Origin of the sequence: Methanococcoides alaskense (genome assembly GCF_027594145.1) — an archaeon.
In the GTDB taxonomy this organism is placed as follows: Archaea; Halobacteriota; Methanosarcinia; order Methanosarcinales; family Methanosarcinaceae; genus Methanococcoides; species Methanococcoides alaskense.
In genome coordinates this window covers 518,945-545,361 of record NZ_JAQFFK010000001.1, presented here as the reverse complement: position 1 = coordinate 545,361, position 26,417 = coordinate 518,945, and the positions used below count along the sequence as shown (strand labels likewise).

Below are 26,417 nucleotides of genomic sequence, written 5' to 3'. Positions count from 1 at the left end.
AATATGAACACAGATCTTGTGATAAAAGTAGGCGGAGCCGCAGGCCAGGGTTTACACACCATAGGTGTGGTACTTGCAAAGACCTTCAAGAAAAGTGGTTTCAACGTTTTTACTACTCAGTTCTATCTTTCAAGGGTAAGGGGTGGACACAATACTTACCAGGTACGTATATGCAATGAACCGATAAGGGCAATGACCGAGAAGGTCGACATCCTGATAGCTCTTGATGAGGCATCTATCAACGAGCACCTGAACGAGATATCTGATGGTGTTGTACTAGTTGACACTGATGTCATCAAGATAGAACAGATGAATGAATCTATTTTTCATGTTCCAATGCTGAAGATCGCAAAGGATGTTTGCGGGAATAAGATATATTCCAACACTGTCGCAATCGGTGCTGCGCTAGGCCTTATGTGCTTCAATTTTGAGTATCTCGAACGTGTATTGACTGCGACCTTCCAGAAAAAAGGCGATGAAATAATTGAGAATAACATAAAAGCAGCACGTGCAGGTTATGATCACGCCAAAAAGAACTTCCCTTCAGCATGTAAGTTTGCCGTAAAAGAACCTCTGATAGAGGATGGGAGGATGCTAATTGCAGGAAATGATGCCGTTGCCCTTGGCGCTCTTGCAGCAGGCGTTCAATTCCTGGCAGCCTATCCCATGACACCTTCAACGGGTGTTATGACCTATATAGCTGCAAAGGCCGATGAGTTCAATGTCGTCGTAGAACAGGCAGAAGATGAGATAGCGGCTTTGAATATGGTACTTGGTGCATCCTATGCAGGCGTTAGAGCCATGACCACCACATCAGGTGGAGGTTTCTGCCTCATGGCCGAAGCACTGGGCCTTGCAGGGATAACCGAAACACCTGCTGTGATCTTCCTTTCACAGAGGCCGGGACCTGCCACAGGTCTGCCTACAATGACCGAACAGGGTGATCTCCAGTTCGTTCTGACAGCTGCTCAAGGCGAGTTTCCAAGATGCATACTTGCCCCGGGAACACCTGATGATTGTTTTTATCTGACGGCAAAAGCGTTCAATATCGCTGAGAAGTTCCAGATCCCGGTTTTTGTAATGAGTGACCAGTACCTTGCAGACTCTCTTTTCACCTGTAAGAAGTTCGACACTTCAAAGATAGAGATAGACAGGCATCTGCTTTCTGATGATGAACTTAAAGGCAAGAATGAGTACAACAGATATGAACTAACACCCACCGGCATATCTCCAAGGGCTATTCCAGGTCAGGCAGGATTTACTGTTGTTGTTGACAGTGATGAACATAATGAGACTGGTCATCTTGACCAGACGATCGACAACCGTATCCTGATGAACGATAAGAGAATGAAGAAACTAAAGCTTCTGGAACAGGAAATGGAAGCTCCACAGCTTTACGGTAATAAGAAAGCCGATATCACTTTGATCGGTTGGGGTTCTACATACGGCCCTCTTCTGGAAGTTGTGGATATACTCACAAGCGAGGGGCATTCGGTCGATCACTTGCATTTCACCAATGTATATCCGTTACCAGTAGATGCAATAAAAAATATGATGGCTGATGCTGGAAAGATAGTTTGTGTGGAGAACAATGCGACCGGACAATTCGCGAAGCTCTTCGAGTGTGAGACCGGATTGCGAGTTGATGAGAATATATTGAGGTCTGATGGGAAACCCTACACTCCCGAACACATAATAAGAGCTCTTGAACAGAAGAAGGTGATCTGAGATGGTAAGCGTGGAAGATTTTGGTGAGTACGAGACCGAATGGTGTCCCGGTTGCGGTAATTTTATGATATTAAAAGCGATCAAGCGTGCTCTTGCAGAGCTTGGGAAAGAACCGCACGAGGTTTTGCTGACATCGGGTATAGGGCAATCGAGCAAACTCCCGCATTATCTCAAATGCAACGTTTTCAATGGACTTCATGGACGTTCACTACCTCCTGCCATTGGAGCGAAGGTAGCGAACCATGAATTGACAGTTCTTGCTGTGACCGGTGACGGGGATTGTTATGGAGAAGGGGGGAACCACTTCGTTCACAACATACGAAGAAATCCGAATATTACCCTCATTGTACATGATAATCAGATATATGGTCTGACCAAGGGTCAAGCATCTCCCACCAGTGAGTTAGGCATGAAGACAAATATCCAGAACCATGGGGTCTTCAATACACCTTTAAACCCCCTATCCCTCGCAATCTCCCTTGATTGCTCTTTCGTGAGCAGGGGATTTGCAGGAGATGTGGACCATCTTACGGAGCTTATCAAAAAAGCGATACAGCACAAAGGGTTCTCCTTAGTGGATGTTCTACAGCCATGTGTTTCCTTTAATAAACTGAACACTTTCAAATGGTATTCAGAAAGGGTCTATAGAATGGAAGAAGAGGACCATTCACCCAAAGATCGTGTTAAAGCGTTTGAAAGGTCCCTTGAATGGGATGAAAGGATACCCCTAGGTGTATTTTATGTAAATGAGAAGCCAACTTTCGAGGACCATCTGGAGATTCTTGCTTCAGGACCTCTTGTAAAGAACAAGGCCGATCCTGAAAAAGTCGATGAGCTACTGGATAGTTTCATCTGACTTTTTTATTTTTTTGAGATATCCGGATTTATCATAATAAGCAGAACACCCCTTGCGTAAGCTAGGGGATGAATGCGTACTGACATGATGATAACTGTTATTTAACTCAAAGCATAAGTACGGTTAAGTCGTATAGGGACAAGTATGTTAAAAGCTTTCAAGTATAGAATGTATCCTACAAAAAAGCAGGAAGAGATGTTTTTTCAACATTTCGGTTCATGCAGGTTCATCTATAATTGGGCTTTGGATAACAAGATTAAATCTTATCAAACGGAAGGCAAGTCAACATCAAGGTTCACGTTGAACAAAATGTTGACCGAGTTAAAGGTAGAACATGAATGGTTGAAAGATGTAAATTCTCAATCGCTACAAGGTGCTACCCTTAATCTTGAAAATGCTTATACAAAGTTTTTCAGGGAAAAGACTGGATTTCCTAAGTTTAAATCGAAGAAGAACCCTATGCAATCGTTTTCTGTACCACAACATTATAAAGTGGACTTTGATGATAATAAAGTCTATCTTCCAAAGATAGGGTTTGTCAAGACTATTTTACATCGTAATTTTACAGGTAACGAAAAGACTGCTACGGTTTCCAGAACATCTACTGGAAAATACTTTATCAGCATTCTTGTTGACGATGGTAAAGAAGTGCCTGTTAAATCCTCTTTCGATGAAAGTACAACAGTTGGCGTTGATGTGGGGATTAAGGATTTCGCTGTTATCTCCAATGGTGAAAAAGTCGAGAATCCTAAGTATCTTAAAAACTCTATGCAACGCCTGAATGTGCTACATCGAAGGATGAGCAAGAAACAAAAAGGTTCAAAAAATAGGACAAAAGCTAAACTTGCATTATCAAAACTCCATGAGAAAGTCAGCAACCAGATAAATGATTTCCAACACAAACTCTCTTCTAAACTATTAAGCGAGAACCAAGCTATAGCGTTGGAAACATTGAATGTTGAAGGGATGATGAAAAATCACAACCTTGCTCAACATATTGCAGATGCTTCGTGGAGTTCCTTTGTATCCATGCTCGAATAAAGGCAGAATGGTGTGGAAAGACCGTTCTCCGCATCGGACAATTCGAACCATCAACTAAAATCTGTAACGTGTGCGGTCACTACAAAAATGACATGACACTTGCGGTTAGAGAATGGGAATGTCCCGAATGCAATTCGATTCATGATAGAGATATTAACGCCGCTATCAACATTAAGAAATTTGCACTTAATAAACAGAACTTAATTGGAATTTGAAGCACCTTCGGAACGAGGGGAAGAGCCTGTGAAGTTGCGTTCGATGGAACGAGCTATGAAACAGGAAGTTCCATGCGTAAGCGTGGAGTAGTTCACACAAATGAAGATAGGTTGTTGTAGTTCGATATGAACCAGACCCCGAATATCATGAGGAAAACACTGCAAAAATATAGTATCCTTCTGTGTGTCCTTTCTGAGAAGAGGTATTTTCCTTTAGATGTCGATGATGCAACAGTTAGAAGGAAACTGAAGTCTGCAAGCCAGTGACCGATCATGAACGCAACTATGGCCAGTATACCAAAGAGATATTCTTGCAATATAATAGCACTTCCGGCAGTGAGCCACCATAAAATAAATGCAGGATTTAGTGCTGTGGTAAGGATGCCCGCAGACACCGGACCTACTGATTTGAATTTTTTGGCAGATTCAGCGATATTGATATTTGAAACGCTTTTGGCACTTTTTAGAATGACAAGCCCAAAAATGATCATTACAATACCACCCAATATTGATATGTAGCCAATTGTAGAGTCACTTATGAAAGAAGAAGCTCCTGCAATGACCAATAGGATAACTGCCAGTTCTACCATTGAATGCCCAAGAAATACAAATGGACCTGCACGCCATCCTTTTTCGAGTGATATGCCAACAGTGGCGAACATCATTGGACCAGGAATTAGTGCAGCTGAGATCCCTATCGTAAATCCCAGTGCCAGAGCTTTGAGAAGTTCTATCATAACATCACCCTAAATAAAATAAATTATATAATATGACGATAAATATAATATATGCACTATGTATAATGCATGCCATATTAAGCTGTTGTCATCATATTATAATGCTTTATGTTCGCATCTGCTTTTTCTCCAGTAATACCTTGTACAGACCAGCACTTACTGGTATGGTCCATACGAGCGGCCAAAGCCCATCACTGGCAGTTGAGAATAGCATAAATGCAGCTACGCTGAATAAAGCCAGCAGTTGCGTTGCTTTTATCCTCTGTCCATCCAGTCTTTCTCCTGTCCTGTCACCGATACTAATGATAGGAGCTTTGTTAGTGACCAGCGGTAGAGCAAGTAGGATCATAACAGTGAAGGTAACTATTTTCAACAGGGATATGTCCATGACCACATCAGTACTTTCGTGCATCAGGGCAAGACCAGAACAGAGGAGCAATAGTACTGCAGGTATGAGGTGACTTCTGTATGGCGGGGATAGCTTTCCGTCAAGAAAAAAACCGAGTGCTGAGATCGTCCCAAATACCCAGCTTAACTGATATGTAAGAAAAGCTCCAATGGAAAGAATGGCTAAAGAGTCTATAATACCAGCCTTTGCACCTGTAGATCTGTTTACCAGTCTTAGTAACAATAAGAACCAAGTTAAAGGAAAGATTGGGTGTAGCCCGTAAATGATCACATGCAGCAGGGTAAATATAACCGGAATGAAAGCTGCCGACTCATGGTCAGGATCAATTTCCCTTGAGATCGCCCAGAGCAGGAATGTTGTTATCCCTGCTTTTATGCCATAGACAAATGAGATAGAAATTTCTCTGGTTATGATGAGGTAGAATACAAGAGCTGAAATTGTTACAAGAGTTGCTAACTGGATTATCAGGCGATTATTTGGATATTCCAGGTCCAGTTTTCTACCAAGTGTAGTGATCTCATATTTATTCACATTATATATTGCCAGTTTTTGAATTATAAGGCTTCTGAACGTTACATCCTTATTAATTCTCTACTGGCATCATTTTATATAGTATAGGCTGCAAAAAAGAGCTTCTATGGCAATGTCTAAAAAGGATATAGCAAGGAAAAGTGGCAAGAAAAAAGAGAAAATAGAAGGACTTGAAGCAAAGGCATCCTCAGGCGATGCTGCTGCAAAGAAGAAACTTGCAAAACTAAAGAAGAAGTAATTCTCTTTTTTTCAGAATTATTGAGTAGATGGCATATTAGATTTATCTTACTGCCATCCTCTTTTTCTGATATTCATCTCTATTTTAGACAATATCTTATTGTTTTACTTTAAGTCTTTTTATTTTATTCAGCACGATTTGATCATTTTTTCTTTTAAGTGCCCTTAAGTTTCATTTTCATCCGATGTTCTGGTAATATCAGAACATTAATGCAAAAATGTATGGATGTGGATCGAAATGAGAATGTTAGAAGAATTTTTCCCGGAATTTACGGAAAAGCTGGATGAGATCGATAATTTGTATGCTGAAAATCGAACGATAGATGAGAAAACATACCAGTTCATCTGTTTTGCCCTTTCCAACAAAGCAAGGTAAAAACCATGTGTCCTAAAGCACTTTAAAGATGCTCTGGAAGCGGGAGCTACAGCTAAAGAATTATTCTACATTTTCGCTCTTGTTATGAGGGAGGCAGCAGGGGCGGATGATTGTTGGACACATGATGTCCTGGGAGACTGGAAAGGATCATGAAAGGAAATATTTCCTGTAGCTGCTGTGGTGATGAGGATTGAGGGTCAGACAACCCTCTCATTTCATTATTTCTTGATTTGTTTCTTATCCCTATTTTTCTGTATGAATTTTTCCAGTTCTATCAAAAAGAAGATGGAACTTGCAATTATTATTATCACAACCCAATCAATAAGCCTGATAGGACTTGTTCTCATGATAATGTTCATCGTAGGGTTGTAAGTGATGAACATCTGTAAACCGATCACGATAGAGATCCCAAGAAGCATATATCTATTTGAGAACATCTGGCCAAAGACATTCTCATAAATGGATTTGCAATTAAAAAGGTAGAATATCTCGAAAAATACGATAGTATTCAACGCTATTGTCTGTGAAGTATTGATATCCATACCATTATTGATATTGAAGATGTATAGCAGGAAAGTAGCAGTGACCACTAGTAATGCAACAGTGATTATCCTTCTTTTGATAATTGGAAGAAGCAGTGGCTCTTTTTGTGGCCTTGGTGGTCTATTGAGGAGTCCCTTCTCCATAGGTTCGACCGTCATAGGAACTCCAAGCCCCAACGCCGTTACGGTATTTATCCACAGGATGTGTAATGGCAATAGTGGTGGAGCTGCAAAACCTAGTAGAACCGCAGCTAAGATCACCAATCCTTCTGCAGCGTTCGTGGGTAATGTCCAGAGGATCACCTTTTGTATCTTGTTATAGACATTCCTGCCTTCTTCTACCGCATTCACAATGGATGAAAAATTATCATCCGCAAGGACCATGTCAGCTGCTTCTTTTGCAACTTCGGTCCCAGAACGTCCCATTGCAACCCCGATGTCAGCATTTCCAAGTGCAGGCGCATCATTGATACCGTCCCCTGTAACTGCGACAACTTCGCCTTCCTGCTTTAATAACCCGACTATCCGAGATTTATCTTCAGGAGAGGTTCTTGCAAAAACAGAGACTGACCTTAATACTCTTATAAGCTCTTCATCGGTCATTATTTCAATATCACTGCCCGACAATGCTCCTTCTGTACGTATTCCAAGCTGTCTTGCAATGGTGTGAGCAGTTTTGATATGATCTCCCGTGATCATTATAACTCTGATACCAGCATTATTACACTTGAAGATCGACTGCTTTACTTCTTCCCTTGGCGGATCGATCATACCCTGCAATCCGAGGAAGATGAGTTTATCAATATCAGCATCTTCAAGTTCGGTCTTCCCTCTTTCAAGCTTCCGATATGAAGTTGCAATGACCCTAAGACCTTCAGATGCCATGTCTTCGGCAACAAGAAGTATCTTTTCAGAATCCATCCTTGAGAAGTCCTTTCCATTGAATTGCATACTGGAAAGTTTGGTGATGATCTCAGGAGAACCTTTTACATATACCCACGAGTTTCCAGCATCATCCTGATGAAGTGTTGCCATGAACCTTTTTTCGGATTCAAAAGGGATCTCATCGATCCTGGGAATATAGAACTTATCAGCCTTGGATGCTGAAACCAGAAGTGCTCCTTCAGTAGGATCGCCGTCAATACCTCCCTCTTCACGCAGATAAGCATCATTACAAAGTGCACCTGCTTTTAATGTTCCAAGCAATGCCCGATGATCAAAGGGATCTATTTTCTTCCCATTAAGTTCGATATCACCCTCTGGCTCATATCCGAGACCAGTAACACTGAACATACCTTCATCCGTGTATATCTTCCGGACGGTCATCTCGTTCTTTGTGAGTGTACCTGTCTTATCCGAACAGATCACCGTTGCTGATCCAAGACTTTCGACAGCTGGCATTGCACGAATAATGGCATTTCGGTCTGCCATCTTTTTTATTCCAATAGCGAGTGTGATCGTGATGAGTGCGGGCAATCCCTCTGGAATTGCTGCTACTGCCAGGCTCACAGAAGCAAAAAAGAGATCAAGATTATCAAGTCCCTGAAGCTTACCAATTACAAATGTCAGTATCGCAACCAAAATAATTACGAAAGCAAGGTTTTTGCCCATATTGTCTATCGTTCTTACAAGAGGCGTGGAGAGCTTTTTTGTCTTTTTTATCAGCTCCGAGATCTTTCCGATCTCACTGTCAGAAGCAGTTGCTATTACAACACCTATGCCGTTTCCCTGAGTTACAAGTGTGCCTGCAAAAGCGATATTTTTTCGTTCGGCAAGTGGTAGGTTCTTAGTTTCAATAGCATCTGTATATTTCTCAACAGCTGTGGATTCTCCGGTAAGCATTGATTCATCGATGTGAAGATTTTTTTTATGTATAAGTCGAAGGTCAGCAGGAATTCGGTCTCCTGTGTCCATTAGAACGACATCACCCACTACGAGTTCCCTGCTGGGCACTATCAGTCTTTGCCCTTCCCTTAGTATACTTGTCTCAGGGACCAGCATCTTTGCAAGGGATTCAAGGGCATTTTCTGCTTTTCTTTCCTGAATAAATCCGATGACACCATTTGCGAGAACCACTCCGAGTATTACACTCGTATCAGCATACTCCCGGAGCAAAAAAGTGACAAGTGCTGCCAGAAGCAGAACATAGATAAGAGGGCTTGCGAACTGCCTTGCAAAACGATGGATAGAACTTTCCTTTTTCTTTAGTTCGACCTCATTAAAACCATATTTTGAAAGACGAAGTTGTGCCTCTTCGGCAGTAAGTCCCTCTCTATCGGTCTCAAGTAATGCAAGAACCTCATCCACAGGTACATGCTGCCATTTCACTTCCCCACTCATAACTATTCATGTGTATCTGTCATGTAATATTCTTTTTGGTTTTGTTTTAAAAGCTCAATGAACACAAATAAAGATGAGAATTTTTGATTACTTAAGACAAATTGTATAAATTTGTGAAGAAGTATATAAATTAATGCATACTACATCATCATGAGTATAATCATCTGTATATATTTTTATAGTAAGTTATATATAAGCTATTGACTATATAAGTAATTAGCTAAGAAGACTGATTTTTGATAATATAGAAAAAACTTCAAATTATATGTGTGAAAAGGTTTGAAGGCTGAAAAAGTGGTGTTAATTTGTCTGGCATGATCATAAAAATTATAATCGTTACGTTAATTACAGCAATGCTTTCAGTTTCGGCATTGGCATTAGATGTATCTTTGCAAGAACATTCCAGTGGAGATCATATCTTACTTAAGAATGCACAATTCAGTACAGATACACTACCTTCGTCTTCACATTCGCCTTCAAGCATCAGTTCAATTGAATCGCCATCCAATGAAACAGAAGACTACTATATTGTTCAGTTCAAAGGATCTATCCTTGAAGAGTGGAAAAGAGATGTGAGCAGGACAGGAGCTACTCTTTTCAGTTATGTTCCGAACAATGCTTTTATCATACGAATGAACACTTCAGTAAAAGCAGAAGTTGAAACTATAGATTCCGTTCAATGGATTGGATATTACGATACATCTTACCGAATTAACCCAGGTCTCTCTTTAATTTCTGAAAAATCCAGCCAGGTAGACGTGGTTGTGATACTCTTTGATGAAAATGAAAGTGATCGAATATTAAATGAAATCAGCAATCTTGGTGGTGAAATTGTTGACGATTCCGGTGATCATATTAGAATTATTATCGCGAATACGAAAGTTTCTGCTATTGCATCTTTGAATGGTGTAAGCTGGATTGAACAATACTCTCAGCCTGTTCTATTAAACGATATTGCTGCCAATGTTACTAATGTTTCCTATGTACGCAATACACATGGGTTAACGGGAAGCGGACAAATCGTGGCAGTTGCAGATTCTGGCTTGGATTCCGGATTTAATAATGCCTCTATGCATGACGACTTTGAAGGACGCATTGTTTCCATTCATTCATGGTGGGATAGCTACAATGACAGTGGGGGAGAAGATAACCATGGTCATGGAACTCATGTTGCAGGTTCGGTTCTGGGGAATGGCTCCCTCTCAAGTGGTCTGTATGCAGGAATGGCACCAAAAGCACAGCTTGTATTTCAATCAATGCAATATGATGGCCCCGGTCCTTTTACGAATGGAGGGCTTTATTTCCCTGTAAATCTGACATTGGTCTTCCAGCAAGCATATGATGATGGTGCACGGATTCACAGCGATAGCTGGGGTAGTGACAGTTCAGCAGATTATGGTAATTATACTTCACAATCTCAATATGTTGATGACTTTATGTGGAAAAATCCTGATTTTCTGATATTATTTGCTGCAGGAAATGAAGGAGGATCTTCCGGAACATGCACTCCACCTGGAACTGCAAAAAATGCACTCACAGTGGGTGCTTCCGAAAACTATCGTCCTGCTCTGGGACCAATAGCTGATAACATCAATGACATTGCATCCTTCAGCAGTAAAGGACCTACTGATGACGGAAGGATAAAGCCGGATATTGTTGCACCTGGTACATATATCATTTCTACAAGATCGAGCATGCCCAGTGCCAGCTACTCATTGGGTGTTGTAAATGCTTATTATGCAAATAACAGTGGCACAAGTATGGCAACTCCTTTAACGGCCGGAACCGCAGCTCTTGTAAGGCAATATTATGTTGATAATGAGTCGATCTACCCAACTGCAGCCTTACTGAAAGCAACATTAATTAATGGTGCAGCTAATACAACTCAGTCGACCAATTCACAGGGATGGGGGCGGATGGATGTGGAAAAATCACTCTTCCCAACATCGCCTCAAAAGGTACAATTCCATGATAACATCAGTCTGAATGTGGCTGATTCGTGGAATGTAAGCTATCATCTTAATAACAGCTCACATCCTTTGAAGGTCACTTTAGTATGGACTGATAAACCATCTGCAACGTTTGTTGGTAAGAATCTTGTCAACGATCTTGATATGGTGGTCACCGGTCCTGATGGCACTTATTTAGGGAATGGTGGAGATGATACAAACAACGTTGAACAAGTAGAACTTTCATCCCCTTCAACTGGATGGTACACAGTAACAGTAAATGGTACAAATGTACCTAATGGATCACAACCATTTGCGATTGTTTTATCCGGCCCTTTTAGTAATGATGAGATCGCACCACTCAGTGTAACTGATCTTGCTACATCAGACAGGGGAACAACATGGATAAACTGGACATGGAGCAATCCAATTGACCCTGATTTCAATCATACGATGCTCTACCTTGACAATATGTTCAAGACAAACGTATCTAACACGACCAATTTCTATAATGTAACAGGACTTACTGCCAACACAACATATGGGTTCAGTACTAAAACAGTTGACCTGACTGGCAATATCAATTTATCGTGGACAAATGATACAGCAAATACAATTGTTGCCCCTGATGAAATTGCACCCTTCAGCATATCCAGCCTATCAGAATATACCACCGGACCTACATGGATCAACTGGACGTGGACTAACCCACTTGATAGTGACTTCAGCCACACAATGATCTATATGGATGGAGTGTTTAAAGCAAATGTGACCGGCACAGCGTACAATGCTACAGGATTTATCGACAATACAGGCCATATTATCAGTACACATACTGTGGACAATGTCGGAAATATAAATTTGACCTGGATAAATGATAGTGCCAGCACAATGAACACCCTCCCTCCAGCCAGTGTAACCAACCTATCAGAATTTGCCAGAGGACCCACATGGATCGCCTGGACATGGACCAATCCATTAGATGACGATTTTAATCATACGACAATTTATGTTAACAATGGATTCATAGCTAATGTGTCAAAGGATACAACATTCTATAATGTTACCGGACTAACTACCAACACAATCTATGAGTTCAGTACTAAAACAGTGGACATTGTAGGCAATATAAATTCATCGTGGACAAAAGATACAGCAACTACTAAAAATCCTCCAAATGCAAATTTCACGGCTGATAAAAGAGAAGGCAAAATGCCATTGGTTGTACAATTCACTGATACATCTACAGTGGCTGAAACATGGGCGTGGAATTTTGGAGATGGTAATTGGTCCTTTGTAAAAAATCCTATACACACTTATTCAATCTCAGGTAGATATGAGGTTAGCTTGGCAGTGTCCAACGATGGATATAGCGATATTGCCATCAAGACTAATTTCATTAATGTGATAGCACCCATACCCCCAGTTGCAGATTTTACATCCAACGTAACTAGTGGTACAGAACCACTTTCGGTTAAATTTGAAGATAACTCTTCAAATGCAAAAGATATAGAATGGGACTTTGGAGATGGTAACACTTCAATCGAAATTGGTCCAGTTCATACATATACAATTCCAGGTACTTACAACGTTTCATTGAACGTGTCCAATGATGATGGCACAGACTACATTCTCATAGAAAATTACATAACAGTCATTGCTCTTTCAAAGCCAATAGCCAGTTTTGTAGCGACTCCAATGACCGGAAGCTACCCACTACCAGTATCCTTCACGGATAGATCCATAAACGCTACCAAATGGTTCTGGAACTTTGGTGATGGTAATACTTCAGCAGACCGCCATCCATCCCATACATATCTAGCTGCAGGAACTTATAGCGTATCTCTGAATGTTAGCAATGCTAAATATGACAACTTTACCTCTATTTCAAACTTCATCACAGTATCAACACCTACTACTGATACAACCAGTTCGAGCAGCTCAGGCGGAGGTGGAGGTGGAAGCAGTGTCACCAGTGAGAGTTATGAGAATATCATAGAAAAAGCTGTTACAAGCATGCATATCATTAAAGATATAGAAAAAAGCTTCACATTTACCAATGAAATGATAGATATTACTTACATCAATGTAACAGCTGATCTGAACGTTGGTAATGTTAAGGCAATAGTCGAATCACTTAATACAACCTCAAGTCTTGTTTCCAAACCACCAGAAGGAAGGGTATATAAAAATACCAATATCTGGTTAGGAGATTTCGGATTTGAAAAAAGGGTTACTGATTCATCCATTGGTTTCAGAGTAGAGAAAACTTGGCTTAAAGAGAACAGTGTACCTGAATTTTCAGTAAAGATGAGCGTATTTAAAAATAAGAAATGGGATATTTTGCCTACCGAAAAAAGAGGTGAAGATGAAACATATGTCTATTACGAAGCTACACCTTCTGGAGAAATATTTTCTCCATTTGCAATAATCGAACCTGTTCAAAAAGGAACAGACATTACAGATACTCAAGCTTCTTCTTTAACTGAAGGAAATGTTGCATCCGATGCAAGCAAAGCCTCCCCATCCCTTGAAGTTTCAGATGACATAGAAGGTACTTTGTCAGGATCCTCTGTTAGATTCCTCTTATTTGCAATACCACTCCTCATTCTGATCTCGCTTTCCTATGTTGCAATAAAAAGAGGCTATCACATCGAAACAAGAGCAAAGGTATCAGCCTTAATCGAAGAAATGAAAGCTGAAAACATCAATGATGTAGGAAATGGCAGAGGGAGATCACCAATTGCAAATCGCTCAGCAACTGAAACACTTATTCCAAAAGTAGAGATTACAAGGTCAGATGTGTCTGCAAAAATAAAGAAATTGGAAGAATCCGGCATTCTCTCAAATGTGGATAAAAAAGATAGAAAGTAATAAAATTGCCGAAAAATAAAAAGGGATATGGATCCCTTTTGGCATATCTTATAACTAAAATTAAAAACCAGACTCTGATGCTTTTGAATAAATAAGATTCTCAATGCGTTTTCGATCAGAGATATCACAGAAAGTTATCAGTATTCCCATAACATTTTCATTCTCGCCTTTTATCGGAGAACCAATGATATCAACAGGAACTCTGGTATTATCTTTTGTAACGAGAAGCGTATCGTTTGCAAGTCCATAGAACATACCTTCGCGGATCACTTTCTCCACAGGATCAGCTACAATAACTCCGGTTTCCTCACTTTCGACACAAAAAACATTATTCAGCGGCATACCAAGGGCATCGATCTGTTTCCTACCGAGAAGTGCTTCTGCAAAGGGATTGATGAATTTTATCAAACCATCTTTGTCAGTTGCGATCATAGCATCGCCAGTATTGTTCAAAATTGCAGTGAGCCATTTCTGGCTTTCCTTAAGCTTACTTTCCATCTTATGCTTATAAAGTGCAATTTCTATGTTCGTGCGGAGTTCGCTTTCCTCGAATGGTTTGAGTATATATCCAAAAGGCTCTGTTAACTTTGCCCTTTGCATAATATTATCATCGGCATAAGCCGTGATATAGACTACAGGGAGGTCATATTTGAGATGAATCTGGTTAGCAGCTTCCACTCCATCCATACCATCTTTTAGCATGATATCCATCAAAACAAGGTCAGGATAGACTTGATCGGAATTTTCCAGTATTTGAAGAGCTTCGTTCCCACTGTATGATGGAACTATATCGTAGTCATACGATAGATATGCAGTAAGCAATTCGACATTATCAGGTTCATCGTCGACTACGAGTATTCTTATTCTGTCATTCTCAGCCATATTACCACCTTAGGAGCAGAACATTTGCTCGTTATCTTCAATATTGGTCATATCATCCCTACCAAACTATATCGATTACCGGGTAACTAAAATTTAAGTTATCATTTCATTATTGTAATGATGAATATATAATGATTACTATAGTATTTAAGCACACTTCTGTGATCAACATATATTTCAACCTACAATGCTCATTTCCGCGATTCTCAAAGACGGTACCACAGTACCTCCCACTTTACGGACATCACTTCCTGCACCTGTGATCTTGTTCAGCATCTCGAATATATTGCCTGATAACATCAGGGACTTTATAGGCTTATCAAGCTGCCCATCCTTGATCGTAAATGCATTTCGGGCCTCGACCGAGAAATCTCCCGAGATCGCATTTGCCGTATGTGCTCCGATGACCGTATTGATGAATACACCTTCATCTGTATCTGCGATCACATCACTGGAAGGATATTCCACGAGAAGGTTTCTGGGACCCACTGAAGGAGTCGATACATAAGAATGCCTCATCCCGTTCCCTGTGCTGGAGGTATTATCTTTTCCTGCTGTATAATTATCATAGAGGAACGACTTAAAAATACCATTTTCAATTATCGGGGTCCTCTGAGATGGTGTTCCTTCTTCATCGGATATGGAGGTATCAATTCCACCCTCAAGCAATCCATCATCAATAATGTTCAGATCCGGTGTAGCAATGGTCTCTCCTTTCTTGCCTATTAGTGAAGAGCGTTCTTTTTGCATATTATCCGCATCTATGGATGGTTCGAATGTGTTCTCGAAAATATCGGAGAACGCAAACGGATGCAGAATGACATTCGTCTTCTTCGGCTCTATGGAAATACCGTTCTGTGACCTGATGGCAAGACTTGAAGCACTTGCGCCTATGCCAAAAACATCGATATCAAGTGATCTCGAAACTTCAAAATCATAAGCTGTTGAGATATCTCCTTTAGTAGTGATGACATCCACAAAACCAGAAACGCCCGTACCTTCATCAACGATCTCCACACCATTTGTATTCATAATGAGGTGCTTGTTGCACGATGTTGAAAAGCTTCCAGAGGTAGTATTAACATCAGGTACTGATAGTGCACCTTCGATCATCTTTCCTGTAAGGCCTATACAATCATCCAGTCCGATCTCACTTATTCTTTTATCGTATGTACCTGATACCTCAGGATATTTCGCGTTTGATGGGAGTGATGTCCATTCAGGATCACTGTCCCTCACTTTTGCAGAAGAAACGGAGATATTTACTATATCCTCGATACGGCTTACGTTGTTCGTACTTGCAAAACCAACCGCACCGTTGATTATCGAACGTATACCAATACCCTGGCTGACATTCTCTTTTGCCGATTCAATAATGGTCTTCCTTATATCTGCAGAAATAGAGTGATTATAGGAAATATATACTTCTGCTTCATCAGCACCCAGTTTTTCAGCAAGCTCAATAGCTTTCTGTGCATGTTCGAACATATCAGACTCCCCCTACCAATGCCTTTGAGATAGATATATGAGGCGAACCATCCGATACCGGCGCAAGCTGACCGCTTTTCCCACACCTTCCAGAGTGCATCTTGAGATCATTACCTACTAATGTAACATTGTTCAATATCTCAAGTGTCTTGCCTGAAAGAGAGACATCACGGAGCAATCTTGTAACTTCCCCATTCTCAATAAGATAGCCTTTCTCAGCGTTGAACTGGAAGATACCCTCCCCAGTATTCACCTGACCGCCTCTAGAGCCTGTCAGGTACATTCCATTTCCAATCTCTTCAAGCATTTCATCAAAATTCGAATCGCCATTATCAATATAAGTATTGCTCATTCTAACAACCGGTTCAGAATAACCCTGTGCTCTACTGTTTCCCGGAGTTCCACCAAGGACCTGTGCGGTCTCCCTTGAATGCAAATATGAATTGAGTACTCCATCCTTTATTATCGTGGTCTTTGAAGACATGACACCTTCGGAATCAAAGGGATAGTATCCATATTCATGTAATGTAGGATCATCAATGATATTGACCAAAGGAGATGCTATCTGTTCTCCCAAACGGTCTGCGAGAATGGAACTTCCTTCAAGCACGAGGTCTGCCTCTGATGCATGGCCTACTGCCTCATGTGCAAATACGCCTGCAAGTTCGGGGTCAAGTATGACCGGTAATGTGCCTCCCTTTGCCTGTTCTGCTCCAAGTAGCTCAACTGCGGTCTCACCGGCAGATCTTGCAAGTGCAAGAGCATCGTTCTTTTCAAAAAGTTCAAAACCACATACTCCAAAGCGGCTTTCCCTTCCAACCTGATATGAACCATTCTCAGTAGCAACAGCGCTTATTGCAAAACCGGTTCTGATAAGACTGTATTCGCAATCGATCCCTTCGGAACTGATATAATGAACTTTTACGGAAGCTTCGGAATAAACTGCTGAAGTACTGCTGACACCATCCATCTTTGCATGGTCTTCAATATCCTTCAATAACTGTACCTTTTCCTCAATAGGAACATCTGCAGGATCGATCTTTGCAGTAGGGATGTTCTTTATAACAGGCTTTTCCACGGGCTTAAGCTTTACTTCATCCTTTGGAGAGATACTATTCATTTGTGCTGCAAGCTCTGAAGCGGAATCGATTGCCGCTTTAAGGTCGAACTCACCTTCTGCAGTGGTAAAGCCCCATGACCCACCACATAAAGCACGAGCACCACAACCTTTGCTGTAATTGACCGATATTTCCTCGATATTGCCATTGTCAAGGACGATCGATGTGGATGTTGCATCGATCATTCTGACATCGTAAAACCCAACTTCAGACATCGTCACTACCTGCGATATTCTTGCTCCTTGCTGCAAGATCGATCTTTTTGTCGCTCATGTTCTTGAGCTTTTCAACAATACCGGCCTTATCCTCTCCCACAAGACTGTGTTCGATAACTTCCGCTATTGTTGTAACTGGGATTATCTCGACCTTATCCTTATAGTAATCCTCGATAAGGACATCCGCTTCATTGGACTTAGGTATGATCACTTTCTTGATACCTGCTTGAGCTGCTGCCTCTATCTTGTAGGTAGCCCCACCGATAGGGAGTACATCGCCTCTTACAGATAGTGAACCTGTCATAGCAACGGTCTGGTCGATAGGAATATTCTCCAGTGCAGATATAACGGCGGTTGCGATAGATATCGATGCACTGTCACCCTCCACACCTTCATATGTGCCTATGAACTGTATGTGGATATCATGATTGGAAATATCCTCACCGGTCACTTTCTTGATAACAGCTGAAACGTTCTGGACAGCTTCCTTTGCAATATCCTTCAACATACCTGTTGCTATCACATGACCTCCGGCGGAAGATTGCGTCGGCGTCACTTCAGCCATGATCGGAAGGACGATACCAGAATCACCACCCATGACAGCAAGACCATTGACCCGTCCAACAGCAGCGCCCAGCTTGTCAAAAAGCTGGTAATCCTTACGCCTTTCGAGATAACTGTCTGCAAGCTGCTGTTCGATGGAACGTGCTATCTTCTTTGCTGCGAGAACATGTGTTGCAGTAGTGATCTCTGCATTCTCGGAATGAGCAATGTCTCCAGCGACCCTTACAAGACCACCAAGGTCACGGAACTTCAGAGTAAGATGACCTTTCCTGCCTGCCCTTCTTCTCGATTCTCTGATAACCTCTTTAACTGCACCCTTATCGAATGGCGGGATGTGGCCATCACGTACGACCTCCTGTGCCACGAAACGAACGAGTGACTTACGGTTCTCAAGTGTATCTTCCATGGAATCACGCATGAATACCTCATATCCGTATCCCTTTATACGTGAGCGAAGTGCAGGATGCATTTTCTCCACTGCATCAAGATTACCTGCTGCCACCATGATAAAATCACATGGCACAGGTTCGGTCTTTACCAAAGCACCTGAACTGCGTTCTGACTGCCCGGTGATAGCATACTCATTCTCCTGTAATGCTGTTAGAAGGCTCTGCTGGGATTCAAGTCTAAGGGTATTGATCTCATCAATGAAGAGAACTCCCTTATGCGATTTGTGAATATCACCGCTCTCGACCCTGTCGTGTGCAGGTGTTTCAAGACCACCTGACTGGAATGGATCGTGCCTTACATCACCGAGGAGTGCACCTGCGTGTGTTCCGGTCGCATCGATGTATGGAGCCTGCTCTTTCTGATAATTGGAAACAATGAGCTTTGGTATCATGAGCTCTTCTTTTGGCATGAACTGGCGCGTCAGCATAAGTATCATGATCGCAGCGATGATGCCCCAAAGTAACTGCCCTACGTAGAAAGAGTACATGACAATACCCAATACAAGGAACATCATCATCATGTTACGTGACTGAGCCTTTTTGCGAGCCTCCATCTTGTGGGCCAGGACGATCTCCCTTCCCTTTCCAGCAGGCACTTCCCTTATCTTTGGGTTGTTGTTATCCTCCAGGTTGGGGTATGTCATTATATCTTCAAGCTCTTCCTTTGGTAAAAGTTCAGCCATTGCTTTTGCAAGCATTGATTTTCCGGTACCCGGAGTACCTATCATCATGACATGACGTCTCTGGCTGGCTGCCTTTTTCACAACTTCGACAGCATGCTCCTGCCCGATGACCTGATCGATCATAAGTTCAGGTACATCTATTGAACTTGTAGTGTTAAAATCATCACCGAAAAGTTCGGTTTCTTCCGTAGCAGTCATTTCGTCTTCCATGGTTTACTCACATTTAAACAGTATGATATGAAGTCTTTACATGAATTATGATAGAGAGTGATATTTTAGAGAATACTACTAGACTATTTTATTTAATACTATAGTAGAGGCATTCAACTAAATATATTTAACTCTTTTTGGCTACCCGATACATGCTATTCATTATTTTAAACATATATATTAATGAAACAATACATATTGGAATTGCATAGGAAATTTGTTGATAGAGGATAGATAAAAGAAGATAGAAATAGAGCAGTATGTTGTGATTATTTTTAGCCAGTATCGTTAAAAGATAGGCATCGATATTTATGTGTCCAATGTTTTGTTAAGCAAAATATCTCAGATTGAATTCTTGAAAAAAGTAATAGGGCCATAGCGAGAGAGTCTCGAAAAACTCAACCCCCCATAAAGAAAAAAGTCAGGTCGAAATGGATGGAAAAAGGTAGTTCCATCTTCCGCCACGTTCTTTTTCATTTAAGAAGATCAAGTATTCTTATGGCAAGTTTTGCAGCATTGGCACCATTATCGATACCTACGCTTGCGACAGGAACTCCAGGTGGCATCTGAACTATGGATAGAAGTGCATCAAGTCCACCAAGTTTTGCACTAACAGGCACACCAATAACAGGTTTCATGGTCTTAGAGGCAATGACACCAGGAAGTGCTGCAGAAAGACCTGCGATCGCAATGAAGACGTTGGCATCGCTCTTAGCAATGTATTCTTCAAGTTTTTCAGGGTCACGGTGTGCTGAGATAACTTCTACGTCAAAGGAGTAGTCGGTACCTTCAAGGACACTCGTGACTCGGGTTGCTATTGCGTGATCTGATTCAGACCCCATTAATATTGAAATATCTACCATTTTTACCTCCTTCAGGGAAGATTACCTTCCCCACTAAGTTCATGTTGGTGCTCAATGCTCATTCTTATAAGGATCTCGAAGATCTCTTTCACTGCGCCTGAATCAAGGTTCCTTTCGGTTGCTGCATTTGTGGCTCTGTCGAGTACCACATGGTTCTGCGTACCATCATTGATGGACATATGCTCTTTCTTTTTTATATCAAGAACATCAGTCGCACAACCGATACGCTCTTCAATAAGTTTTATGATCTCGTAGTCGATCTGTTCGATCCTATTGCGGACTTCTTCTATTGCGGTCATGGTTTCCACTGCAAATTAAGGTTTAGTTAATCCATCATTATTAATCTTGGTATTTATCACTTTTCCGCTCGTTCCAAGATCACCCCAAACTTTCGTCAGAGTGTCTGCCATCTTCCGGTCAACAAGAGCAGAATATGCAGGACCAGTACCTGATAAACTGACCCCCTTAACTCCACATTTCAATGCTTCCATCATGATATCAGTACTAAAACCAAGAGCACCGCAATATAGGAAACCGTTAAGCGTCATGGCCTTTTCATACTCCCCTTCAAGTGCGAGATCGTATGCCATATCTACCCAGGGAGCCAGCAGTTCAGAATTATGCACATTCGTCTGTGAACTGAAGGACTGCCTGTCCGGTGCAAAGATAACCACATCCATCTCCTTTTCAGTGCGTTTGACCAGCTCGTTCTTCCGGTTGTCCGTCACAACGATCCCACCAAAGAAGGAAGCACAGGCATCATCAAAAGCTCCGGTGATAGTAACACCGGCATCCTTTGCGGCCCTGACACCCATATTAACTGCATCCAGTGGTTCAAGGGTTTCACCAAGAGCATCCAGTGTAGCCAGAATAGTAGCATTGGCAGCAGCACTGCTGCTTTTCAAACCGCTTGCAAGGGGCACCTCACTTCTTGTAACAACGGTTCCGCCCATTTCAATACCAAAGTGCTCAAGAACAAGCTCCATGGACCTTTCAATAAGCGTAGTGTCCCCCTGAGGCACACCTTCAATAGTACCAATAAAAGAAGAACTCTCTTTTGTCAGTTCAACATCAGCAAATGTTTTCAGGTCAACTCCAAAGGCCGCCCCTTTCCAGGTAGCGATGGCGTTTATGACCGTCCCAGCACCTAGTGCATAAGCTTGTCCTGTAAATGTCATATCAAATTCCCGATAGTATATATGGGAATTTGATATTTAAGAATTGACTTATCTTTTAAGGTCAGCAATGCCCAAGAATGCATATCTTGTTTCCAGAGGTATGCCAGTGTTCATCGGATTTATCTCTCTCTTGCTGACCTCGATCTTTATTTCCCCATCATCAAGCTGGGCATCTTTCATGTACTTCATGACAATATCATTACCAAGCTTTTCCGCAAATTGGACAGCTTCCTCGTAATTTTTCATTTCATGCTTGCCCTGTGGTGAAAATACGCTTATAGAAGTAGGTTTCAGATTATATTTTGATTCACCAAAGGTGACCCTGATGAGTATCTCGATCCGCTTCACACCTTTTCCTGCAAGCGCACCCACAGCATTACCGACCTCTGCATACTCAGGCAGAAGGATATTCGCATCAACGAACTTCCTGATATCTTCAGTATATGCACGAACAGGGCCACCAAGCAACACCACAGGCACATCTGTCTTGAAGCCTGCAAGATAATCACCGTCAAGACCTTTTTCAATTTCAGCAGGAGCTACGTTTTCCATCAAGTAGGAAAGCAGATTCAGAGCCATGTTCTTTGCAACCTTCTTCTTGACATCAAGACACAGATCTTTTACTTCCATATCAGCGAAGATACACATCTGCTCAGCACCCAGGATAGCTGCTTCAGTATTCCATTCATCATAGACCCCAAGGACATGCAGTGCATCAGTTGGAGTGAATCCTATGGCCTGAATAAGCCTCTTCTGAATGAGGCTGTCAAGGAGCATAGGGGAAGGCATCATCCTGCTTTCCCAGTATATGTCGGCTACATGAACAGGCTCATCGCCGATCCTGTTGAGAAGTTCTTCTTCCCTTTGTGTGATCTCAATGGGCTTCTGTTCCGTCCTGATGAAGAACTTAGTAGGCTGGAGATTTTCACCAAGCTGATTACGCGTAACGGGTTGCCCCTGTTTTAGCTTACTAATGATCTTCGGATGCTTGGAAGCAGCTACACACAACGGAACTACCCTTCTTGGTCCAATGTTTATCACATGGTTACGTACCCAGACATGGCTGTCCCCCCCCATTGCCGAGGTTTCCATTTTTATAGCTTCGACCTTCGTCTGCCATCCACCGACAACAGCACCTGTATCGGATATCTGTGGCAATCCGTCAACGATCAATGAAACATCGGTACTGGTACCACCCACATCTATGACAACACAGCTTGGTTCCTTCGAAAGGTAAGCAGCACCAAGAAGACTTGCTGCAGGTCCAGTGAAAATCGACTCAATAGGATGTTTGAGAGCTTCAGACATCCCTACAATGGACCCGTCACATTTTAGCATCATAATCTTGGCATCGATGCCACGACGTTCTATTTCCGAGACAACGGTGTTCATGAACTGGTTAGTGATAGGAAGTAACTGTGCATTCAGGAATGCAGTGATTCCCCTGTCATAAGCGCCCAGTGATTGGGAAAGCTCATATCCGCAAATAGCAGGCATTCCGGTAAGCTCTGTGATGACCTCTTTCACTTTTAGCTCATGTTCCGGATTCCTTACACTGAAATATGAGGATACTGCAAAAGCTGAGACCTTTGCCTTTACACTTTCAACGAACTCCTTTACTGAATCTATATCGAGTGGTGCAGTCTCATTTCCGCCGGAACTGTGGCCGCCATCTACTGAAATAGAATATTTTATGGCGGAATTTTTAGGTATGTCAGCATTGCCCACAAGTATCAGACCTACGGGATACCCCGTTTTTTCAAGAATAGTATTTGTTGCAAGAGTAGTGGAAACTGAAACGAGCTTTACCTGTTGCAATATTTCCTGATCGACACCGTCAAGGGCATTCTGTATCCCCACAAGCAGGTCCGGATAGGTCGTACGTGCTTTTGTGGCTCCGATTACGCTTCCATCCCCATCGTTGATAAGAACGGCATCTGTATAAGTTCCTCCTGCATCAATACCAAGGCTATATTTCATGATCTGCTTCCTCTATGGATAAATTTTGATATTTTGGATAATTGCTATCCAGTTCTGTTTAATGATGATGTTATGATGGCTTTTTTATGAAATGGCCATCATGAATTGCTTCGTATGCCTTTAGGATTAATGTAGATGTATATGAACATTAGTATTTTGTTCTGCAATGCAGGAAGTGCATTGGCCATTTATGACCAATGCATAATTCAGGTCCAAACGTCCTGCATTCCATGAGACAGAACAAAAGCTGAGATCCAGTCTTAAAATTAGATATTGACCTCTCTTTTCGGAGTGCCGATACCCACAAAGACGAGCTTTGTCTCTATTGGCAAGCTATCACCATGCATAGCAATGTCATTCCTGGTAACTTCAATGCGTACATCGCCTGCATTAAGTCCTGATTCGCCCATGTAACTTAATACCAGTTCCCTTCCCAGGTTATCAGCATATTCGAAGGCTTCAAGGTGGGTCATGAAGACCTTTATCTCACCTGGTGCGAACATCGTGATGTTTGCTTTGGTCCTCTTCCTTACGTTCTTGATAAGGATCTCTATGCGCTTGATGCCCTTGCCCACAAGAGCACCTACAGCATTCCCGACCTCGGAATGTTCCGGCAAGATTATTTCAGCATCGATGATCTCTCTGACATCATCCACATATGCCCTGACAGGTCCTCCCAGAAGCACTACCGGAACATCGAGCTTGAACTTTGTGTGAGAATTTCCTTCAATGACCTTCCTTATCTCATCTGGATGTACATTTTCAAGCAGATAAGACATCAGGTAGATGACCATGTTTTTCACAACTTCCTTCTTTACCGTCTGGCAAAATTCTATTTTGCTCTGATGGGTCATTCTTCCAAGTGTCTTGGCAGCAATATTGGAAGCTTCAGAATTCCATTCGGTGTATTCGCCAAGAACGTGCAGTGCATCGGTTGGTGTGAATCCTATTCCCTGAATGAGTCGCTTTTGTATCAATATATCAAGAAATACCGGTGATGGGAGTCTGTCTATGAAGATCTCACTGATGGATACCGGTGTGTCCCCCATTTTGTCAAATATCTCTTTTTCAGAAGGACTTAGTTCATTCTGCGGCTCCCTTCCTGAACGTATAAAGTATTTAGTAGGCTGTATATTTTCACTTAAGAGCATCCTTGAAGGTATCCTTGCAAGTTTCAGCTTATCGATCAGCTCAGGGTACTTTGAAGCGGCAACACACAAAGGAATGACCCTCCTTGGACCGATGTTCGGGCGCTGGTTCTTTATCCAGATATGGCTGTCACCGCCCATGGCTGATGTCTCCATGCGGATCGCCTTGACCTTTGTCTGCCAACCACCAACGATAGCACCTTCATCACAGAGTTCAGGAAGCTCGTTGCTCATCATTGAAACATCTGTGCTCGTGCCACCGACATCGATCACAGCACAGGTTTTCGAACCACTCAGATAAGCCGCACCTACAAGACTTGCAGCAGGTCCGGAGAAGATGGATTCAATAGGTTTTTCTTTAGCTTCATCGATGCCAACAACGGAACCATCACATTTGAGCATAAGGACCCTTGCTTTTATGTGCCTTCTTTCCATCTCATTGATAATGGTCTCGATAAAGTGGTCTGTTATGGGGATGAGCTGTGCATTGAGATATGCTGTTATTCCACGGTTATAAGCACCCAGGTCCTGAGATAGTTCATGTCCGCAAACTACGGGAAGGCCAGTGAGGTCCTTTATCAGTTCCTTTATCTGAAGCTCATGATCAGGGTTACGGATACTAAAATAGGATGAGACTGCAAAAGCTGATACCTTGTCTTTGTTCTGAAGGACATAATCTTTGACACCATCGAGGTCAAGTGGCCTTGTTTCTTCGCCGTTCGGACCGTGGCCACCTTCAGCAATGAAATAATTAGTTATTGAATGAGTGTCAGGGATGAGATAATCACCTGCCATGATTAGTGCAACAGGATATCCGGTGCTTTCGAGGATAGTGTTGGTTGACAGAGTAGTTGATAGGGAGACGAGTTTGACATCTTCCAGATATGACTGATCAAGACCTTCAAGGGAGTTCTTTATACCTTCAAGAAGGTTCGGATAGGTCGTCAGTGCTTTATTTGAATCTACTATTTCACCGTCAGAGTCCCTGATTATAACCGAGTCAGTGTATGTTCCACCGGCATCAATGCCCATGCTGTATTGCATTTTTATCACTCCTTTGTTGCAACTCTTAAAAATCGTAATTCACAGATCAGATAAAAAGGTAAATTATGTAGTACCTTCTTCCTAAGATAAATGAGCAGGGCTTGTATATAAGAGTTGTGTGATGTTTATGCAAAACCTATTCGTTTATATTAAAGTTGATCTGAAGCTTTTAAAGTGCCTTTCAGTACGATCAGTTCTTCAAAAAAACAATCCCGGTCAATGTTGCAGATCTCGACTTCCAGTCCCTGCTTCAGCATACGCATTTTCACTTCATCCATGCCAGTAAGGGACGATATCAACATAAGGATAATTCCCCCATTACTTAGGAAGGGAGTCACCTCTTCAAAGAATCTATTGACTGCTTCGCGTCCGTCAACACCGCCATCAAAGGCATAGTTCAACCAGCCGGGGACCTTTTCATCTTCTGCCGTAGGAAGATACGGAGGATTAAAAAGAATAAGATCGAACTTTGTCCCGGATCGAAAGCATCCGAACATGTCTGCCCTGATAACCACGACACCATTGCGTTTAGCACATTCGGCTGCAAAGGGGCTTATTTCCGTGGCAACGAGGTCCACACCCACATTGGTTTGAAGGACCGCTGAAACAAAACCAGTCCCTGCACCAACCTCGAGTACGCTCATTCCATCCTGTGCCACATCTATTGCAACATCTGCAAGCAGGTATGAATCTTCGGCAGGATCGTAGACATCCTCATCAAGTTCGATGTCTGCATCCCTATATGTTATGGTCACCATGC

18 protein-coding genes and 1 pseudogene are annotated in these 26,417 nt (G+C 42.0%); 6 read left to right on the top strand and 13 right to left on the bottom strand.

Features of this window, described 5'->3' with window-relative positions; all coding sequences use genetic code 11:
• Positions 1–3 precede the first annotated feature (3 nt).
• The 3 genes and pseudogenes from PBV53_RS02575 (at position 4) to tnpB (ending at position 3,840) form a co-directional block, all read left to right on the top strand.
• Positions 4–1,728 (top strand): 2-oxoacid:acceptor oxidoreductase subunit alpha, encoded by a 1,725-nt coding sequence (locus PBV53_RS02575; RefSeq protein ID WP_270095608.1) that lies wholly within the window; start codon positions 4–6, stop codon positions 1,726–1,728.
• A 1-nt stretch (position 1,729) separates the two neighbouring features.
• Complete coding sequence (locus PBV53_RS02570; protein WP_270095607.1) at positions 1,730–2,584, top strand: 2-oxoacid:ferredoxin oxidoreductase subunit beta; 855 nt, start codon at positions 1,730–1,732, stop codon at positions 2,582–2,584.
• Positions 2,585–2,728: 144 nt separating this feature from the next.
• Positions 2,729–3,840: pseudogene (tnpB, locus tag PBV53_RS02565) on the top strand (IS200/IS605 family element RNA-guided endonuclease TnpB).
• Between the two features lie 92 nt (positions 3,841–3,932).
• Here the strand turns inward: tnpB and PBV53_RS02560 are convergent.
• The gene (locus PBV53_RS02560; protein ID WP_270095606.1) at positions 3,933–4,577 is read right to left on the bottom strand and encodes a LysE family transporter; all 645 of its coding nucleotides are present in this window, start codon (positions 4,575–4,577) and stop codon (positions 3,933–3,935) included.
• A gap of 106 nt (positions 4,578–4,683) precedes the next feature.
• Positions 4,684–5,517, bottom strand: coding sequence for a hypothetical protein (locus PBV53_RS02555; RefSeq protein ID WP_270095605.1), 834 nt, complete (start codon positions 5,515–5,517; stop codon positions 4,684–4,686).
• 112 nt (positions 5,518–5,629) lie between these two features.
• Here PBV53_RS02555 and PBV53_RS02550 point away from each other — a divergent pair, with 112 nt between their 5' ends.
• Positions 5,630–5,755 (top strand): hypothetical protein, encoded by a 126-nt coding sequence (locus PBV53_RS02550; RefSeq protein WP_270095604.1) that lies wholly within the window; start codon positions 5,630–5,632, stop codon positions 5,753–5,755.
• A 237-nt stretch (positions 5,756–5,992) separates the two neighbouring features.
• Entirely contained in the window at positions 5,993–6,130 is a 138-nt protein-coding gene (locus PBV53_RS02545) for a hypothetical protein (RefSeq protein WP_270095603.1), read from the top strand.
• Positions 6,131–6,348: 218 nt separating this feature from the next.
• On the opposite strand, the gene PBV53_RS02540 is transcribed toward PBV53_RS02545, so the two are convergent.
• A complete protein-coding gene (locus PBV53_RS02540; protein WP_270095602.1) occupies positions 6,349–9,012 on the bottom strand; it encodes a cation-translocating P-type ATPase in 2,664 nt (887 codons plus the stop codon).
• Positions 9,013–9,326: 314 nt separating this feature from the next.
• Between PBV53_RS02540 and PBV53_RS02535 the strand changes: the two genes are divergently transcribed.
• Positions 9,327–13,835 (top strand): S8 family serine peptidase, encoded by a 4,509-nt coding sequence (locus tag PBV53_RS02535; RefSeq protein WP_270095601.1) that lies wholly within the window; start codon positions 9,327–9,329, stop codon positions 13,833–13,835.
• A gap of 60 nt (positions 13,836–13,895) precedes the next feature.
• On the opposite strand, the gene PBV53_RS02530 is transcribed toward PBV53_RS02535, so the two are convergent.
• The 10 genes from PBV53_RS02530 to PBV53_RS02485 form a co-directional block, all read right to left on the bottom strand.
• Positions 13,896–14,717, bottom strand: coding sequence for an ATP-binding response regulator (locus PBV53_RS02530; protein ID WP_270095600.1), 822 nt, complete (start codon positions 14,715–14,717; stop codon positions 13,896–13,898).
• Positions 14,718–14,894: 177 nt separating this feature from the next.
• Positions 14,895–16,205, bottom strand: coding sequence for a TldD/PmbA family protein (locus tag PBV53_RS02525; protein WP_270095599.1), 1,311 nt, complete (start codon positions 16,203–16,205; stop codon positions 14,895–14,897).
• 1 nt (position 16,206) lies between these two features.
• Positions 16,207–17,538: a TldD/PmbA family protein gene (locus PBV53_RS02520; protein ID WP_270095598.1), complete on the bottom strand. Its 1,332-nt coding sequence runs from the start codon at positions 17,536–17,538 to the stop codon at positions 16,207–16,209.
• A complete protein-coding gene (gene lonB / locus PBV53_RS02515) occupies positions 17,531–19,444 on the bottom strand; it encodes an ATP-dependent protease LonB (RefSeq protein WP_270095597.1) in 1,914 nt (637 codons plus the stop codon). The genes PBV53_RS02520 and lonB overlap by 8 nt, the downstream gene beginning before the upstream one ends.
• Before the next feature lie 473 nt (positions 19,445–19,917).
• Positions 19,918–20,307, bottom strand: coding sequence for a 5-(carboxyamino)imidazole ribonucleotide mutase (purE, locus tag PBV53_RS02510; RefSeq protein WP_270095596.1), 390 nt, complete (start codon positions 20,305–20,307; stop codon positions 19,918–19,920).
• Between the two features lie 11 nt (positions 20,308–20,318).
• Positions 20,319–20,606: a chorismate mutase gene (locus PBV53_RS02505; protein WP_270095595.1), complete on the bottom strand. Its 288-nt coding sequence runs from the start codon at positions 20,604–20,606 to the stop codon at positions 20,319–20,321.
• 15 nt (positions 20,607–20,621) lie between these two features.
• Positions 20,622–21,485 (bottom strand): shikimate kinase, encoded by an 864-nt coding sequence (locus PBV53_RS02500; protein ID WP_270095594.1) that lies wholly within the window; start codon positions 21,483–21,485, stop codon positions 20,622–20,624.
• A 48-nt stretch (positions 21,486–21,533) separates the two neighbouring features.
• On the bottom strand, positions 21,534–23,465 hold the full coding sequence (locus PBV53_RS02495) for a hydantoinase/oxoprolinase N-terminal domain-containing protein (RefSeq protein WP_270095593.1): 1,932 nt from the start codon (positions 23,463–23,465) through the stop codon (positions 21,534–21,536).
• Positions 23,466–23,731: 266 nt separating this feature from the next.
• Entirely contained in the window at positions 23,732–25,657 is a 1,926-nt protein-coding gene (locus PBV53_RS02490) for a hydantoinase/oxoprolinase N-terminal domain-containing protein (RefSeq protein WP_270095592.1), read from the bottom strand.
• A gap of 149 nt (positions 25,658–25,806) precedes the next feature.
• Positions 25,807–26,415 carry a HemK2/MTQ2 family protein methyltransferase gene (locus tag PBV53_RS02485; RefSeq protein WP_270095591.1) on the bottom strand — a complete coding sequence of 203 codons (609 nt, stop codon included), beginning with the start codon at positions 26,413–26,415 and terminating at the stop codon, positions 25,807–25,809.
• Positions 26,416–26,417: the final 2 nt, after the last annotated feature.

Bases quoted from the DNA above. Each gene is read 5' to 3' on its own strand.
- purE (WP_270095596.1), bottom strand. From the start codon at position 20,307: ATGGTAGATATTTCAATATTAATGGGGTCTGAATCAGATCACGCAATA.
- PBV53_RS02495 (WP_270095593.1), bottom strand. From the start codon at position 23,465: ATGAAATATAGCCTTGGTATTGATGCAGGAGGAACTTATACAGATGCC.
- PBV53_RS02500 (WP_270095594.1), bottom strand. From the start codon at position 21,485: ATGACATTTACAGGACAAGCTTATGCACTAGGTGCTGGGACGGTCATA.
- lonB (WP_270095597.1), bottom strand. From the start codon at position 19,444: ATGGAAGACGAAATGACTGCTACGGAAGAAACCGAACTTTTCGGTGAT.
- PBV53_RS02570 (WP_270095607.1), top strand. From the start codon at position 1,730: ATGGTAAGCGTGGAAGATTTTGGTGAGTACGAGACCGAATGGTGTCCC.
- PBV53_RS02545 (WP_270095603.1), top strand. From the start codon at position 5,993: ATGAGAATGTTAGAAGAATTTTTCCCGGAATTTACGGAAAAGCTGGAT.
- PBV53_RS02490 (WP_270095592.1), bottom strand. From the start codon at position 25,657: ATGCAATACAGCATGGGCATTGATGCCGGTGGAACATACACTGACTCG.
- PBV53_RS02520 (WP_270095598.1), bottom strand. From the start codon at position 17,538: ATGTCTGAAGTTGGGTTTTACGATGTCAGAATGATCGATGCAACATCC.
- PBV53_RS02505 (WP_270095595.1), bottom strand. From the start codon at position 20,606: ATGACCGCAATAGAAGAAGTCCGCAATAGGATCGAACAGATCGACTAC.
- PBV53_RS02540 (WP_270095602.1), bottom strand. From the start codon at position 9,012: ATGAGTGGGGAAGTGAAATGGCAGCATGTACCTGTGGATGAGGTTCTT.
- PBV53_RS02525 (WP_270095599.1), bottom strand. From the start codon at position 16,205: ATGTTCGAACATGCACAGAAAGCTATTGAGCTTGCTGAAAAACTGGGT.
- PBV53_RS02530 (WP_270095600.1), bottom strand. From the start codon at position 14,717: ATGGCTGAGAATGACAGAATAAGAATACTCGTAGTCGACGATGAACCT.
- PBV53_RS02550 (WP_270095604.1), top strand. From the start codon at position 5,630: ATGTCTAAAAAGGATATAGCAAGGAAAAGTGGCAAGAAAAAAGAGAAA.
- PBV53_RS02535 (WP_270095601.1), top strand. From the start codon at position 9,327: ATGATCATAAAAATTATAATCGTTACGTTAATTACAGCAATGCTTTCA.
- PBV53_RS02560 (WP_270095606.1), bottom strand. From the start codon at position 4,577: ATGATAGAACTTCTCAAAGCTCTGGCACTGGGATTTACGATAGGGATC.
- PBV53_RS02485 (WP_270095591.1), bottom strand. From the start codon at position 26,415: ATGGTGACCATAACATATAGGGATGCAGACATCGAACTTGATGAGGAT.
- PBV53_RS02575 (WP_270095608.1), top strand. From the start codon at position 4: ATGAACACAGATCTTGTGATAAAAGTAGGCGGAGCCGCAGGCCAGGGT.